This is a genomic window from Syntrophales bacterium (assembly GCA_023229765.1).
Classification (GTDB): domain Bacteria; phylum Desulfobacterota; class Syntrophia; order Syntrophales; family UBA5619; genus DYTH01.
In genome coordinates this window covers 29,879-45,973 of sequence record JALNYO010000029.1, presented here as the reverse complement: position 1 = coordinate 45,973, position 16,095 = coordinate 29,879, and the positions used below count along the sequence as shown (strand labels likewise).

Here is a 16,095-nt window from a genome sequence, read left to right as displayed (position 1 = left end):
CCCGCATTGATAGCAGAACTTGAAAACCTCTCCGCCGTTTTCCTTGATGACGTCTATTATCTCCCTGTAAGGAGCTACTGTCTCCATTGCGTTCCTCTATGCTCTTGTTTCGCCTTGACTTTTGCTGATCAGCACTTGCTGGACATTGATATCCGGGCAACGGTATCCGCGATCTTCTGCAATCCGTATTTGTCGATCATCGCTTCCAGGCCTGTTTCCACGTCTCCAAGCTTTTCGCCTTCTTCGACTTCCTCTTCGCGCTCTTCGTAAACCAGGGCTTCATTGATGCACCACTGAACGCACAGGGGCTTCTCCTGGGGCGGATCGGCCTCGCACATATCGCATTTCAGCGGAAGACCGGAATCCGGTTCCTTGAAAAGCGTCCGGGAGGGGCAAGAAACCCGGCAGAAGGCGCACTCGTCGTATTCCTTTCCGTCAATTACATATTTGTCTCTCCCCATGCATTCGGCGGAGGAATATTCACCTGCGTAAACAGGAACATATATGTCCTTGAGGGGATCGCGTATCACCCGAATCCGTGATCTCTCCGGATTGTTGCTGCTGTATTGCGGGTTCGCGTGAAAGGCGGAGCAGATCATCTCACAGGCCCGGCAACCATTGCACTTATCAACGACTACCTTGATTGTCTTGATTTTCTTCTTAACCTTCATTTTTTATGATCCCTCTTCGTTCCAAATCTTCGCTGACGTAATCCATCGCCAACTCATGTAAAGACTCTTTCGTGGGAATGCCTTGACTATTCCACCCCTTGAATTTGTAGTACTCATCCCGGAGCTGCTCTTCCAGCTCGGGGAATCTCTTCTTCCAATGGTCTTCAGGCGGCTTCTCGTCGGCCCTTCTCAGGCCTCTTCTACTGTTAATCGCCCGCAGCAACGTCCGGTTCCGCCTCGCTATTTGCGAAAGCTCGGCCTCGCCAATATCCATCCCGGTCGCCGCGGAGATGAAAAGCGGGTAATTGTGTATATGATATGGAGGTTTCAGAGGAAATGATGATAAACCGGCGCATACCCCAAGGGCGTCATCAATGTAGTGCATCTTTTCCATCCAGTCAACAATTTCACAGGACATCCCAACCGTCGGGTAATAGGGGTTTGAGTTTTCTCCGCGTGGTTCCCAGTCCAGAAAATACTGCTTGAATTTTTCATCAGGAACCTGGAACCAATCCTTTACAAACTCTTCCCGAGCCTCCTTCGTGTCAAAAGGCGCCTGGGGGAACTGTCCTTCAATCTGGGTAATGCCAATCTTTTCGCCGGTCGAATACATGAGAAAATAGATGGGATTCAGCATTCCCAGTTTGAGAGGAAGTTGCTCATGTTTCTTGATATTATTGTGGGCATAGGCTTCCGCCCCCTTGCCAATCTGCTGGGCGGCCCAATAGGTGCCATTGGCCAGAATATCGCCAATACCCTCGCGCCGCACAATTTTGTCGAGCAGCCAGTAAAATCTGTCCTTGTTATCGGTCGGGAATCCCGGCATATCCTGGTCGGTCAAAATGCCGGCTTCGTAAAGCTCAACGGCGAAGGCCATGGTCTGCGGGGCGGAAAATGCGTCCACTCCATATTCCGTGGCTTTCTGGGCAATCTTGAAGCCAAACTCCAGATCGGACATGGCCGCCATCGTGTAGGTAAGTTTGGAGTAGCATTTCATCATATAGACCGGCGTATTGGGAACGGAAACAGTTGCCCCGCATTTCATCGGACAGTTATAACAACTTATCAACCGCTTCCGGGCGTTTTCCTGGGTTTCCCTCCAAGTTTTTTCTACTTCCTCTGTCCAGAAACCTTTTCTCCGAGTACGGGCATTCCCCCAGGCGAAGTTCTCTGTATGCCACGACTCATCATGGATTGCCATCTCCTGGGGCGACCCGAGTCCGGTTAAAATGGCCGGCACCCCGGGAATAGGATTTTTTTCGCGGAATTGAATATATTTCAGCACATCATTGCAAAGACCCATATATTGGGTCGGGTTGGCAATATTGATGTCCTTTGTTCCCCGGACAACTATCGCCTTTAAGCCCTTGTCGCCCATAACGGCGCCGACTCCCCCTCGGCTGGCGCTGGAGCGGCCCTGCTCGATGGAGGCATAATAGACCCTGTTTTCTCCGGCCAGACCGATGGAGGCCACCTGGGCTTTCGGTTCTTTCAACTCCTGCCGGATAAGCTCCGCCGTTTCCCCAGCGCCCTTCCCCTGCAGATGAGAGGCATCGCGTATTTCTACCTTGTCGTTGTTTATCCACAGATAAACAAGTTTGGGAGACCTGCCGCGAATGACCACCTTGTCATAACCCGCGTACTTCAATTCCGGGGCGAAAAACCCGCCCATCATTGAAAAAGCCATTAACTTGGTCTGGGGAGAGAAGGTGGAAACGATGGTGCGATTAGCTCCGGGGGCTGGGGTGCCGCATAAAAGACCGGTGCCGAAAATCAGCAGGTTTTCCGGAGAAAAGGGATCGGCATCGGCAGGAACCCTGTCCCATAAGAGCCTGGCATTAGTGCCCAGACCACCCAGATGAAGTTCAGTCAATCCTGGATCAGTCTCCACCCTGTCAACGCTGCCCCGAGATAGATCAACTTCCAAATTAAATCCTGTCTCTGCGTACCTCATTTTCTTCCCCTTCTAAATTATCTTAATTTGTAATGCATTTTTCGTTTGATAATGGAAAGGTTCAAATCAAACACTGCCTCGCCGCGTCTTTCGAACAGATTTTATAGAACGTGTCAAGCACTTTTTTAAAACCCTCAGATTCAGCCAATTATAAGTCCCTATCCTGCGAGGTAATTGCAAAACTCCCCATTCTTGTCATTCCCGCAACGATTCTGAGCGGGAATCTGGTTCTAACTACTTGAAAAACCATATTCGTCCCCGAATGCCGTTATCGGGGATAGAGACATTCGGGAATGACAAATGGTTTTGCAATTGCCTCCTGCGTCAAAAAACAACATCAATCATATTATTGACTAACCGACTCAACAATTGTATTGTCTTCATGTAACGACAGCGCGTTTCGATTAAAACAATTTGTCCGTCGCAAGGAGGCTTATTATGGCTAACGCAGCGAAAGAGGGAAAGAAGGTTAAGGATTTTACTCTAAAGGATCAGAACGGCCAGGATTTTCGGCTTTACGAATGCCAGGGAAAACGGGTGCTGCTCTCATTTCATCCGCTGGCCTGGACGCCCGTCTGCGCCCAGCAGATGCAGGCGCTGGAGAAAAGCAAAAAGGCCATGGACAAGCTCAACACCGTCGCCCTCGGCCTCAGCATCGACAGCGTTCCGTCCAAGGCGGCCTGGGCCAAAAGCCTGAAAATCAAAAACACCAGGCTTCTCGCCGATTTCTGGCCGCACGGGGGGGTGGCCAAATCCCTGGGAATTCTCCGGACCGAAGGTTTTTCGGAAAGGGCCAACATCATCCTGAATGAAACGGGCAAGGTCATTTTCATCAAAATCTACCCGCTCCGGCAGCTTCCCGATATCGAGGAAATATTGGCGGCGCTGCAGGGCTGATTCAACTTTTAGAAATCCTTGAAATCTCCTTCATCCAGGGGGATTACCTGCTGGGGCGTGGGCGCCCTCAGCGCTCTTCCACCCTTACTCTTCGGCGGCTGGCCAGCGGCTCTCTTTACAGTTAAGGCCAGAGACTTATGACCATCCTTCGGTAAAACCTTCCTGGCCATTCCATATCCTGTCGGTGGCGCCGGGACGCCGGCATCCTTGGCGCCGCCTATCACCTGCTGCAGATCAGCCACATAAATCTTCAACTGCTCGGCCTGGGCCGTCAATTCCTCCGCGGCAGCAGCCGATTCTTCCGCGTTGGCCGCCGTCTGCTGGGTAACCTTGTCCATCTCCGCGATCGCGATGTTCACCTGTCCTATCCCCTGCGACTGCTCCTGCGAGGCCGCGGCAATCTCATCCACCAACTGTTCAACCTTGACCGAAATCGAGGCATTCTCCTGAAATGCCTCCTGGGTTTGATGGGTCAGCTCATTGCCGTGCTCAACCGCCTTGATGGTGCCTTCTATCAGTTTCCCCGTGGTTTTGGCCGCCTCCGCCGCCCGCAGCGCGAGACGGCGCACTTCATCAGCCACCACGGCAAAGCCGGCGCCCGCCTCGCCGGCCCGCGCCGCTTCCACAGCCGCATTCAGGGCCAGCAGGTTCGTCTGAAAGGCAATCTCGTCAATCGTTTTGATAATTTTGCCTGTTTCCTGGCTGGAACGCGTAATCTCCTCGATGGCCTTCACCATGTTCCCCATCTGTCCATCTACCTTGCCGACGATTTTCCGCACCTCGCCCATCATCGTTTTGGCGTGGACGGAATTGTCGGCATTCTGTTTGGTCATCGAAGACATCTCTTCCAGCGAAGAGGATGTCTCTTCCAGCGAGGCCGCCTGTTCCGAGGTCCCTTCCGCCAATGCCTGGCTTGACGAGGAGATTTGCCCGGCTGCCGCCGCCACCTGCTCGCCACCCTCGGCCAGCGCCGCCGCCACCCGTTGGATGGGGCGTATAACCACCCGGCCCAGCATGAGGTTGAGCAGCAAAATCTCCAGGATAATCCCCACGCCGGAGGCAATGAGGGAGTTCCAACCGATTGACGTCAGGGCCGCGACAACGCGATCAGACCGCAAGGATACGGATACCGCGCCAAATACATCGTTCTCCTTGGCTGTATTGTGACAAGAAAGGCAGTCCTTCTTGGCAATAATGGGAAGAACAAACCGGATCAGGCTCTTGTCCCTGTAAACATTGAATGTTTCCTTCCCCGTGGAGAGTACCAGCTTTTCCAGCTCATCCTGCGGCTGCCCCCCCTGACGCTCTTTGAACTGCGCGGCGACGGCAGGGTCTCGGATGGCATGAACGCTTTCCACATCCTTGCGAGCAGCGGTGGCTTTCAGGAACAGCCCCAAGCCATTCATATCGCCCGTTTCGCCATAAGCCGTCACGGTATCGCCGATAGTCACCGCGATCTGCCTGGAGGCACTCAAGGTTTCTGCCTCCATCGCCGCTCTGGTTTTGCTGTAAATCTGGTACGAAGAGGCCCCCAGGATCACGGTAAGGCTGACAAAAACGAGCAGGGTAATCTTTATCTTCAATGACATGTCTTTCAACATCGGCTGCGACCTCCTTCAGGTAATAATAACTTTCATATACCCGTAACTGCCTCTATCATCAACAAACCCGACATTGCAAGACCGAAAAACCCCGATCAACCAGAAGCTTCTGCTGCCGGCGCCTTTATTTATCAGGGCCGACTGGGCAAACAAATAACAGCACAAATACAGTCGCAAATTCAATACCGTTCAGCAATCTATCAATATCAAGCCGTATCCCCCGCCGCCAAAAGAAGGCGCATCGCGGGGAGACGGTGCAAAGGTTGCAGTTAAGCGATGGGAAAAAGATTTTACAGGAAAAAGTATTGATATAGGCAATTGCAAAACCATTTTTCATTCCCGAATGTCTCTATCGGGAAAGCGAAGCTTAATGTTCATAATATGGTTTTTCAAGTAGTTAGAACCAGATTCCCGCTCAGAATCGTTGCGGGAATGACAAGAATGGGGAGTTTTGCAATTACCTCGATATATTTGATTTTTAATTTATCCGCAGTTTGCTGTCCTGAACGGCTGCCTTAATTTGCTGAATGCCGCTTTCCGGAAATTTCGACAAATAATCAGCGATGCGGTTGGCGGCAAAGGCAGCGGAAATCGATGTTCCGCCATAAATACCCGGATCGCCTTTGTAGCCCACCGGCAGTTCAGCGAAGCCGGGGGCGTACAGGCTTACAAAACTGCCGTAATTTGATTTTTCCCAGGTTTTGCCATTGGGATATACCGCCCCCACGCCAAGCACTGAGGGATAGGCTGCCGGATAAACCGGTTGCCCCGTGGGCTCATTTCCCGCAGAGGCCACAATGATCATCCCTTTTGCCGCGGCATAGTTCAATATTTTTTCCAGGAAGTCGCTCCGTTTTTCCGATCCCCAGCTCAGACTCATCACCCGGGCGCCATTTTCAATCGCAAAATCTATCCCCTTCAGGATCGTAAAATCGGTCGTAAAGCCGTTGTCATCCATCGCCCGGATGGCCACCACCGGAATCTGCCCTCCGCCCTCAGCTTGCGCCCCAATGGGTTTGACCAGACCGGAGGCAATTAACGCCATCTGGGTTCCATGCCCGAGATGATCAGACAGGGGCCAGGCGGGAATAACCGCGTCAAAGGATGCGATCACAAAACCGTCCGGCCCTATTCCCTCCTGCAATCCCGTATCCAGCACCGCCACGGGAACCTTGCCCTCCTTGCGAAACACCTTGGCGATCTCCCCGGTCGGCAGGGATAGGTCGGCGCGATATGGGTAAAAAGACGGATAGGCAAAATCCGGTTCCGCCTGAACAATGCCCGGCAGGGTCTTGAGCCTGGAGATGATTGCCGGAAGATCCGCATCCGGCGGCAGGCGAATTTTGTAAATGCCCAGCGTTTCATTCTTGTCTATGACCCGGCCGCCGCTCGTTTTAAGAAATCCCCCCAGATCCGCTCCGGATTTTACCTGCAAAAGCAATTCATCGCGAACAAAAAGCGTTCCGTCCTGCGGGTCTTTCGCAAGTAAAAAGACGCGGGGATTCAGCTCCTGAATCAGCTCCTTTTTGCCGGGCCTGAATATCTGAATTTCCGCAAGCCTGAAGGAGGCGGGCGTTTGCGGCATTTTTTCCCAAACCAGGACATGATCATAGGATTTTAACAGAATAGCCATGGTCTCCCAGAGATCGCGATTTTCATAAGCGGCGGAAACGCGGGGATTTACCTGTGGATCAACGCGCACCCGGACTCCCTGCTGCGCCATCCCCCGCAAAATGTTCTGCAGGGGCTCATCAACGGCGCGCAGATCAATCCTTTCCCCGGCTAGTCTAAGATCAAAAGCCAGGGCATGGGAAGCCAGCAATGTCAGAATTGCGACGGAAATCATTATTATTTTCAGCATGGACCCTCTATTTTCATGAAAGCAATGGCTGCATTCTATCCTGAGCCGGGCTGAAAAACAAGGCCTATCCGACAGCCGCCCCGGTGGGCGATGGAACCTCTCGTTTTCAACCGCTCATCTCGATATTAAAAACGAGCGCTCGCTCTATAAAGTTATTGACACCCCTTACACGCTGTAGTAAAAGCATAGACATGGGAACTATCTACATGATCCGTCACGGACAGGCATCCTTTGGCAGCGAGGACTACGACCGCCTTTCCCCCAAGGGAATAATACAGTCCCGGGTGCTGGCCGAGCATCTTGCGGCAGTCGGCGTCGCCGCCGATATTCTTTATTCGGGCAAGATGAAAAGGCAGGTCGACACAGCTCAACAGACGGTGGAAATGTATAAAAATGCCGTTCCCGCTATCCAGGCCCCCCGGATCGACAAAGCCTTTAACGAGTACGGCTCTCAGGAAATTCTGCTGTCGTTTGTAAGGGAAATCGCCGGCGAGGAGTCCTCGTTGCCCGAAAACATCCTTCAGAAATATGCGGACAAAAAGAAATTCCAGGAATTATTCGAGCAGGTTTTATCCGGCTGGGCAACCGGAAAATACAAAAAGGAAGGCCTCCCCACCTGGGAGGAATTTACTTCTCGAGTCTGGAACGGAATAGAAAAGATCATCAAAGATCATCCTGCGGGCAGGACAATCCTCATCTTCACCTCGGGCGGGCCAATTTCCGCGGCCCTCCAGAGGGCGCTTAAACTTTCCAACGAGGAGACGATCCGGCTTGGCTGGCAGATAGCCAACGCCTCGATAACAAAATTTCTTTACAAGGGTGATCGCTTTACCATGGCGTCATTCAATGAAACCGCACACCTGTCCCTCCGGAGGGAGCAGGAGCTCGTCACATACAGGTAGCGGATTAATGTCTATTAACATTTCGCCGCGCTGCGGCTGGATTGCTGGCTATATGAAATTCGAAAATTACGGAGTTTAACGTTCATAAAATGGAGGGACGCGCTCCGTCGGGTCCTCCGGCTGGGTCAGGCTTCAGCCTGACTGCATGAGCAGTTACTTGCAGATAATAACTTTTTTCTTTCAGGAGGCAATGATGGATTTTTCGCTATCGGAAAAGATGCAGGCAATAACCGGAATGATCAGGGAATTCGTTGACCGGGAATTGATCCCGTTGGAGGCGGAATATTTAAAGAAACCCTTCCGGGAGCTGCTCCCCGTTCTCGAAGAAAAACGGGCGATGGTCAAGCGGATGGAGCTCTGGGCGCCCAACCAGCCGCAGGAATACGGCGGCATGGGGCTGAGCCTCTTGGAGCACGGTCTCGTCTCGGAGGAACTCGGACGGACGCCCATTGGCCATTATGTCTTCGGCTGCCAGGCGCCCGACGCCGGAAATATGGAAATACTCTACAAATATGGGAACGAGGCACAAAAAGAACGCTGGCTGAAACCCCTCGTCGCGGGTCAAATCCGGAGCTGTTTTTCGATGACGGAGGTTAATCTCGCCGGTTCCAACCCCGTCATGATGGACACGACCGCGGTAAAAGACGGCGACGACTATGTGATAAACGGCCAGAAATGGTACACCTCGTCCGCGGACGGCTCCGCCTTCGCCATTGTCATGGCGGTGACCAACCCCGACGCCCCGGCGCATCTGCGAGCCAGCATGATTATTGTCCCGACGGACACACCGGGCTTTAACCTGGTGCGCAACATCCCCGTCATGGGGCACGCGGGGGATGATTATTTCAGCCACGCGGAGATCCTCTATCAGTCCTGCCGCGTGCCGCAGCAAAACCTCCTCGGCCCCGAGGGGATGGGCTTCGTGATCGCCCAGGAGCGCCTCGGTCCGGGGCGCATCCACCACTGCATGCGCTGGCTCGGCGTTTGCAGCCGCGCGTTCGATCTGATGTGCAAGAGGGCGTCGGAACGGATTATCACCTCCGACGGAAAAACACTTGCCTCCAAACAGATCATCCAGGCGTGGATCGCTGAATGCGCCGCCGCTATCCAGGGGGCGCGGCTGATGACGCTCAATGCGGCGTGGAAGATCGACAATTTGGGGGTGAAAGAGGCCCGCGAGGATATTTCGCTGATCAAGTTCCACGTGGCCGGAGTGATGCAGAATGTTGTCGATAAAGCCCTGCAGGTGCATGGCGGACTGGGAATGACCGACGATGTCATCATCCCGTTTTTCTACCGCCATGAACGGGCGGCCCGTATCTATGACGGCGCCGATGAGGTGCACAAGATGTCCGTCGCCCGGCGGATCTTGCGGGAATACGCCGGCAAAACCGTTAAATAAAGGAACACGACGTGCAGGGTTTTCAGGCATTCAAAAATTCGGTGAACCTCTCCAGCGAACAGATCTGCAGCGAGTTTCTCAGCGCGAACAGGGAGCAGATCCGGATAAAGAAGGACGAAACCGCCGTCCGCAATCTTGTCCGAATATTCGACTCAACGCTTGCGCTCAGCAGCAGCAAGGGCTTTCAGGCGATGAGCGTGCGCGATCTGGCCAAAGAGGCGAACCTCAGCATGGGGGCGCTCTATTCGTACTTCAAAAGCAAGGAAGAACTGCTCGCCATGATCCGCAACCTCGGCAGCCGGCTTATGAATACGGCGCTATCCGGCGAGATAAGGCCGGATTCCGCTCCCGGCGAACGGCTGGTTCAGGCAATAGAGACCCATCTATACATGAGCGAAATCATGAAACCCTGGTTCTACTTCAATTACATGGAGGCCAAAAACCTCCGGCGGGAGGAGCAGAAAAAGGCCATCGAGATGGAGCTATACACAGAGGGCATCTTTGTGGAAATCATCAAAGACGGCATCGCGGCGGGATGTTTCCGGGCGATTGAGCCAATTCTGACCGCCGCGGTTTTAAAGGCGATGCTTCAGGACTGGTACCTGAAGCCCTGGAAATACCAGAAACGCGCCGTCTCCGTGGAAGACTACGCCCGTTTTCTGATTGAAATGATGGACTATTTCCTGAAGGAAAACTAATGACGACGCGCCGTCATAAATAAGGATAAAATTGGAGGAACGTGCTTAAGTCGCGTCCGGGGCGGTTGTCTGAAAAGGAAACTACATAGAGCCAATTGCAAAATGTTTTATGAACATTAATCTGCGTTTTATGAACATTAAACTTCGTTTTGTCATGCCCGAGTGCTTTTGTCGGGCATCCATGATTCAAGGCAGTTAGATGCTGGATTTCCGCCCAGAGTTTACCCCCGCGCAGGCGGGGGCGGAAATGATAGACTTGCGACTTTTGCAATTACCTCTATAAAGCAAAATTTATGCACGCATTTACAATCCCAAGTCGAAGGAGGGGAAAATGGATGTAGCGGATGAGACACGCCCGATTCGCGAGGGCGAAGAGTTCGACATAAAAAGGGTGGAGCAGTTTCTCAAGGACAATATCCCGCAATTGAGCGGCGCACTCACGGTATCCCAGTTTCCCGGCGGCCACTCCAATCTTACCTACCTGATTCGCGTCGGCGAGCGCGAGCTGGTCTTCCGCAGACCGCCGTTTGGCCGCAAGGCAAAAACAGCCCACGACATGGGGCGGGAGTTCCGGATGCTCCAGGCGCTCCGCCCGGCCTTCCCCTATTGCCCGGAGCCGCTGGCCTACACGGATGACGAGACGCTTATCGGCTGCCCCTTTTACGTCATGGAGCGGATAAAGGGGCTGATCATCCGCCGGGATTTGCCGAAATCGCTCGCGCTCCAGCCGGAAGAAGCGGCCCGGCTTTGTGAAAAACTGATCGATGTCTTCGTCGAGCTGCACCAGGTCGATTACCGGGAAATAGGGCTGGAAGACTTCGGCAAACCGGCGGGGTACGTCAAAAGGCAGGTTGAAGGATGGTCAGAGCGCTATCGAACGGCCAAGACCCCCGACGCCCCCGATTTTGAAGGAATAATGGCCTGGCTGCACGAAAAGATGCCGCTGGAAAGTCCCCACGTTTCGGTGATCCACAACGACTACCGTTTTGACAACGTGGTTTTGCACCCGGACGATCCGTTTCGGATAGTTGGCGTCCTCGACTGGGAAATGGCGACGATCGGCGATCCGCTGATGGATCTCGGCGGGGCGCTGGCCTACTGGACCAATCACGACGACCCGCCCGCTATGCAGGCCATCCGGATGATTCCGACGCACCTGCCCGGGATGTTTACGCGGCAGGAGTTTATCAAACGCTACTCGGAGAAGATGGGAATCCCCGTTGAAAAAAGCGATTTCTACTATTGTTTCGGAATGTTCCGGCTTGCCGGAATCGTCCAGCAGATATACTGGCGCTTCTACCACGGCCAGACCAAAGACGAGCGCTTTAAACTGATGATCGCCGCCGTTCAGGTTCTCGAAGCAGCTTGCAGGCGGCTGATCGAGAAATCGGCATTGTAAATTGTTCCATAGTTAAACACTCATGACGGCACGCCTTCACAAAGGGGATTAAAATTGGAGGGACGCGCTCCGTCGCGTCCGTAACGATTGTCAAAAGGAGGAAATGATGGATCTGTTCAGTCTAAAAGGAAAAACGGCATTGGTAACGGGCGCCAGTCGCGGCATCGGCGAGGCTATCGCTTGCATGCTCTCCGCCCACGGGGCCCGGGTGATTCTGGTCAGCAGAAGGCCGGAAAACCTCCAGCGCGTGGAGACGAAAATCAAGGAGGCAGGCGGCGAGGTTGAATCGCTCGTCTGTAATATGGGGGACATTGAGCAGATTCAGACATTGTTTGCCGAAGTCGCGAAACGTTTCCCAAAGCTCGACATTCTGGTGAACAACGCCGGCGCCAACCCGTCCTTCGGCGACGCGTTGAGCATTGAGGAAAAGGCCTGGGACAAGACCTTTGCCGTCAACCTGAAGGGACCCTTTTTTGCCTGTCAGTGCGCCGCCCGACTGATGCAGAAATCAGGCGGGGGGGCGATCGTCAATGTCGCCTCGATAAACGGCGTCCGGCCCGCGCTTTTTCAGGGGGTTTACTCGATCACCAAGGCGGGGGTTATCTCCATGACGAAGGTCTATGCCCGAGAACTTGCCCCGTACCACATCCGGGTAAACGCCCTTCTGCCGGGGCTCACCGACACCAAATTTGCCTCCGCGCTGACGCAAAGCGAGGAAATCATGAAGATCGCGCTGCCGATGATTCCGCTGGGGCGAATCGCCAAGCCGGCGGAAATGGCCGGGGCGGTTCTCTACCTCGTCTCCGATGCGGCATCCTACACGACGGGGATGTGCCTGACGGTTGACGGCGGCATGCTGGCGTAAAAGGGGGCGAAATCATTTGTGAATGGGCGACCACAGGGGGCCGCCCCTACGGGGATGCATGACCGAAAACGATAACGTTCATCGCCGCCGTTCCATCCGTCTGCCGGGTTACGATTATTCAACAGCGGGCGCCTATTTCATCACCATTTGCGTTGAAACCCGAACATGTCTGTTCGGTAGAATTGTAGGGGCAGGCCCCTGTGCCTGCCCTGAACCCAATGAATCAGGGAATATGGTAAAGGAGATTTGGGATAAAATACCCCTGTTTTATCCTGGCATCGGCATAGATGAATTCGTTATCTTGCCCAATCACATCCATGGCATCGTTCTTGTAGGGGCAACCCCCCGTGGTTGACCGAATTCGTGATTGAACAAATTTAAAGGGGCGACCACAGGGGGTCGCCCCTACATTATTTTTCTTTCGTGGGGGCGGGCTTGACGCTGTCCGGCATCGGTTCTATCCCGTATTTCCATTTCAGAAACTGCTCGCCGGTCGCCGGGTATAGTGCGTAAGTAAGCAGATCTTCATCATTTTTTGCCAGATCGCCGATCTTCGCCCTTGCGTCTGCCAGTTCCGGCTCGATATAATCGGCGGGCCGGCCGGTAATCGGCGTCTGACCGCGCTTGTTGCGCTTCAAAACGATCGTCTGCACCTCGGGATCAATGGGGGTCGGCGTTTTTCCGTACAAACCGTAAATCAGGTCCTTGAACTGGTTGTTAATCATCTTGTACCGGCCGGCCACGACATTCATCACCGCCTGCACGCCGACAATCTGGGAGGTCGGGGTAACCAGGGGCGGGGTACCCGCTTCCGTTCTGGTCCGCGGAATCTCGGCATAAACCTCGCCAATGCGATCCAAGGCGTTCATCTCCCGGAGCTGGCTGACCAGATTGGAGATCATGCCGCCGGGGATCTGGTGTTCCAGGACGCCGGCGTCGATCAGGGAAAGCGTATTCGATGCCAGATTCTGCTTATACTTGGGGGCAATTTTCTCCAGGTGGTCGCCCATTTTAATCAGCTTGTGCAGATCCATGCCGGTGTCCCGCTTTGTCCCCTGCAGAGCTACCATCAAGGGCTCGATGGCAGGCATCGAGGTGCGCAGCGCGTAGGGGGCAAGGCAGGTATCGACAATGTCCACGCCGGCCTCGATCGCCTTGATATAGGCCATCGACGCCATCCCGCTTGTGTAGTGGGTATGCAGGTGCAGGGGGACCTTGACGACCTTCTTCATCTCCGTGATCAGATCGTAGATATCGTAAGGCGAGATGATCCCGGCCATGTCCTTGATGCAGACGCTGTCCGCCCCCATCGCCTCCAGTTTTTTGGCGAGCTCGACATAATACTCCATGTTGAAAACCGGGCCGCCGAGATGACGCTCCGTCAGGGAATAGGAAATCGCCCCCTCGAAATGCTTGCCGTTCGCCTTGATCCGCTCGACCACCGTCTCAAAGTTGCGCAAGTCGTTGAGGGCGTCGAAAACGCGGAACACGTCAATTCCCACATCGCAGGCCTTATCGACAAAGAGCCGGGCCACGTCGTCGGCGTAATTGCGGTACCCGACAAGATTCTGCCCCCGCAGCAGCATTGAAAACGGTGTCTTTTTTATGTATTTTTTGAGGATTTTCGGCCTCTCCCAAGGATCTTCGCCAAGGAAACGGTGCATTGTGTCAAACGTGGCGCCTCCCCACACCTCCATCGCCCAGAAACCGGCTTCATCCATCTGTTCGGCAATGGGCAGCATGTCTTCCGTCCGCATCCGCGTCGCATAGATGGACTGGTGCCCATCGCGAAATGTATTGTCCTGTATCTTCACAGGATTAACAGGTCCATCCTTCATAATATCAATCATCTCTATTCTCCTTTACCCTCATTTTTATAAAAACCCCCATGCCCGTGTCGGGCACAACGAAGTATGAAAATCCCCCCTTACCCCCCTTTGGCAAAGGGGGGATGGGGGGATTTTCATACAAACGAGATCATCCGCAATCCCGGACGTGTTTAGCAGAAGTGAGCCCCAATTACAACTTGAACAATGAGCAGCCCGCCCGTCCTCATCCCCCCTTGCCGAATACGTCCGCATAGATAGCGGCAAATTCATCCTTGCCGCCGGCAAGCAGCGAGGCAAGCGGCAGCGCCTCTTTCCCGAGATTTACTATTCTTGCCGCCATCTGGCGGACATCCCACTGGGCGTGACGATCAGCGCGAACACGGGCAATATGGTAAAGCTCCCGGGCGTTTACAGTCATGATAACCCGGCGGCGGTGGGCATTCGTCAGGAGATAGGCGGCGGCAGTCGGGCCCGTTTCCGCTATCTTCCGGGCAACCTTTTCCGCTTCGAGACACAGCTTGCGCAAGTCAGCCTCCCTGCCGATTGCCGTCACGGCCGGGGGAATCGTCACCCCGAGCGCCGGGTTATACCCCTGGACAGAAAGCGTCGCCATTCTGTGGCGCTTCAACTGAGCATAGCAGGAAGCGCTGACGACAAGTTCAAACGTCAAAGACGCGTGCTCAAACTCCCGGGGTGCGGCGTCGTGGGCCCTCATTTCCTGAAGCGCCGTTTTGAAAAGACCCTCCTTTTCGCTTAAGGTCATCCGCTCGACGATGCGGGAACACTCCGCAAAAGAGAGGTTGGAAGCGGACATCAACAGCGCCGACGCGATTTTGTCGTCTCCCCGGGGGTCAAAAGACAGCAGGCGGACGACGCTCTGCGCCTCGCTGTCATCCATCCTTCCAGCATAGTCGGATATTTTGTCGGCCAGCCGCGACGCCTCCGCGCGCAAGACCTCCGCCCTTTCGCGGTCGTAGGGGGTGGGGCTGGTGTAGCGGACAAGCGACGGGGCGATGCCGCTTACCGCCTCGTAAAGCATGCCGCTGAACCTTCTCGCCTCGGCGAGGGGCGAGGCGGCAAGGCGGCGGATCATCAGTTCGGCATTCCGGGCGTTGATCGTCATCCCCAGTTGCGCCTCGGTCGCAAGCGCCAGACAGTAGCGGGCATCCTCCTTGGCCCAGCCCTCCAGCAAAGCGACATTCGCCGGATCCGCGGCAAGTTCTTTATTTTTTTCAAATACATACGGTCTGAGCTGCCCATATAGTTCATGGTAAAAGACGTTCTGCCGGCGGATGGCGGCAACAAAAATCTCCTCCAATCCGGCGCCACGAACCTCATCCGGAATGACGAAATCATCGGCGAGCAGCACATAACGCTGCGATTTTTCCGTATAGGAGACAAGCCGCGATCGCTCTATTTCCTCGACAAGCAGCCTGGACACGCCGATAATGTCGATGTTGAAGACGGCGTGCTCGGCGATGGAGCTGTGCCCCATTGCAAAGACAATATTTTTATTGGAGAGGCGGGCCTTTTCCACCTCGCCCCGCGCGCTTGCCCGCAACTCGTTCACCGGCGCCGGATTGCGGCTGATCCGCGCATAGGCGGCGGCGATCGTCTCCGGCGTCAGATCCCGGCGTTCCGGCTGCAAGTATTGAAACTCATTTATGATATCACGGTCTATATTGTGTCCGGCAAGAAGAATCTTCACTTTTGACTGCTCCCAAATTTCATTTGAAAAGTTGGCGTACCTTACCATCCCCCAAGGCAAGCGGCAAGAAATTATTGCCCTGCTGCCCGCTCTATTCATCAGCAGCCGAAACCGCGCCTCCCCCGTCGCTCTTCCGGCGGCCGCCTCGCAATTTTTGACGCGTCGTCTTGCATTAAAGGATGAATCTGACCCCTGCCATTTACGTATAAAGTCCAATAAAGGCATATATAATACTATTAACTATGCTATATTAAATGTTTATTAAATTCTTATATATTTATATTGCAATATATAAGAATAGGTATATA

General features: G+C 54.1%; 13 protein-coding genes. 7 read left to right on the top strand and 6 right to left on the bottom strand.

Features of this window, described 5'->3' with window-relative positions; all coding sequences use genetic code 11:
- Positions 1 to 128 precede the first annotated feature (128 nt).
- Positions 129 to 671, bottom strand: a complete 543-nt coding sequence (locus tag M0P74_13440; GenBank protein MCK9364588.1) for a (4Fe-4S)-binding protein — start codon at positions 669 to 671, stop codon at positions 129 to 131.
- Positions 661 to 2,625 (bottom strand): aldehyde dehydrogenase, encoded by a 1,965-nt coding sequence (locus M0P74_13435; GenBank protein ID MCK9364587.1) that lies wholly within the window; start codon positions 2,623 to 2,625, stop codon positions 661 to 663. Before M0P74_13435 ends, M0P74_13440 begins: the two co-directional genes overlap by 11 nt.
- A gap of 438 nt (positions 2,626 to 3,063) precedes the next feature.
- On the opposite strand from M0P74_13435, the gene M0P74_13430 reads away from it, so the two are divergent.
- The gene (locus tag M0P74_13430; protein ID MCK9364586.1) at positions 3,064 to 3,522 is read left to right on the top strand and encodes a redoxin domain-containing protein; all 459 of its coding nucleotides are present in this window, start codon (positions 3,064 to 3,066) and stop codon (positions 3,520 to 3,522) included.
- An 8-nt stretch (positions 3,523 to 3,530) separates the two neighbouring features.
- Here M0P74_13430 and M0P74_13425 read toward each other — a convergent pair whose 3' ends face one another.
- Together M0P74_13425 and M0P74_13420 are read right to left on the bottom strand one after the other, a co-directional pair.
- A complete protein-coding gene (locus tag M0P74_13425) occupies positions 3,531 to 5,123 on the bottom strand; it encodes a methyl-accepting chemotaxis protein (protein ID MCK9364585.1) in 1,593 nt (530 codons plus the stop codon).
- Between the two features lie 478 nt (positions 5,124 to 5,601).
- Positions 5,602 to 6,984 (bottom strand): S8 family serine peptidase, encoded by a 1,383-nt coding sequence (locus M0P74_13420; GenBank protein ID MCK9364584.1) that lies wholly within the window; start codon positions 6,982 to 6,984, stop codon positions 5,602 to 5,604.
- A 191-nt stretch (positions 6,985 to 7,175) separates the two neighbouring features.
- Here M0P74_13420 and M0P74_13415 point away from each other — a divergent pair, with 191 nt between their 5' ends.
- The 6 genes from M0P74_13415 to M0P74_13390 all read left to right on the top strand — a co-directional run bounded on the left by M0P74_13415 (position 7,176) and on the right by M0P74_13390 (position 12,605).
- Positions 7,176 to 7,886 carry a phosphoglycerate mutase family protein gene (locus tag M0P74_13415; protein MCK9364583.1) on the top strand — a complete coding sequence of 237 codons (711 nt, stop codon included), beginning with the start codon at positions 7,176 to 7,178 and terminating at the stop codon, positions 7,884 to 7,886.
- A gap of 190 nt (positions 7,887 to 8,076) precedes the next feature.
- Complete coding sequence (locus tag M0P74_13410) at positions 8,077 to 9,288, top strand: acyl-CoA dehydrogenase family protein (protein ID MCK9364582.1); 1,212 nt, start codon at positions 8,077 to 8,079, stop codon at positions 9,286 to 9,288.
- Between the two features lie 11 nt (positions 9,289 to 9,299).
- Positions 9,300 to 9,986: a TetR/AcrR family transcriptional regulator gene (locus M0P74_13405; GenBank protein MCK9364581.1), complete on the top strand. Its 687-nt coding sequence runs from the start codon at positions 9,300 to 9,302 to the stop codon at positions 9,984 to 9,986.
- Positions 9,987 to 10,317: 331 nt separating this feature from the next.
- Positions 10,318 to 11,385 carry a phosphotransferase family protein gene (locus tag M0P74_13400; GenBank protein MCK9364580.1) on the top strand — a complete coding sequence of 356 codons (1,068 nt, stop codon included), beginning with the start codon at positions 10,318 to 10,320 and terminating at the stop codon, positions 11,383 to 11,385.
- 103 nt (positions 11,386 to 11,488) lie between these two features.
- Positions 11,489 to 12,250 carry an SDR family oxidoreductase gene (locus tag M0P74_13395; GenBank protein MCK9364579.1) on the top strand — a complete coding sequence of 254 codons (762 nt, stop codon included), beginning with the start codon at positions 11,489 to 11,491 and terminating at the stop codon, positions 12,248 to 12,250.
- Positions 12,251 to 12,308: 58 nt separating this feature from the next.
- Complete coding sequence (locus tag M0P74_13390) at positions 12,309 to 12,605, top strand: hypothetical protein (GenBank protein ID MCK9364578.1); 297 nt, start codon at positions 12,309 to 12,311, stop codon at positions 12,603 to 12,605.
- A gap of 55 nt (positions 12,606 to 12,660) precedes the next feature.
- Here M0P74_13390 and M0P74_13385 read toward each other — a convergent pair whose 3' ends face one another.
- The gene (locus tag M0P74_13385) at positions 12,661 to 14,100 is read right to left on the bottom strand and encodes a pyruvate carboxylase subunit B (protein ID MCK9364577.1); all 1,440 of its coding nucleotides are present in this window, start codon (positions 14,098 to 14,100) and stop codon (positions 12,661 to 12,663) included.
- Between the two features lie 202 nt (positions 14,101 to 14,302).
- Positions 14,303 to 15,787, bottom strand: a complete 1,485-nt coding sequence (locus tag M0P74_13380; GenBank protein ID MCK9364576.1) for an FAD-dependent thymidylate synthase — start codon at positions 15,785 to 15,787, stop codon at positions 14,303 to 14,305.
- Between the last annotated feature and the right edge of the window lie 308 nt (positions 15,788 to 16,095).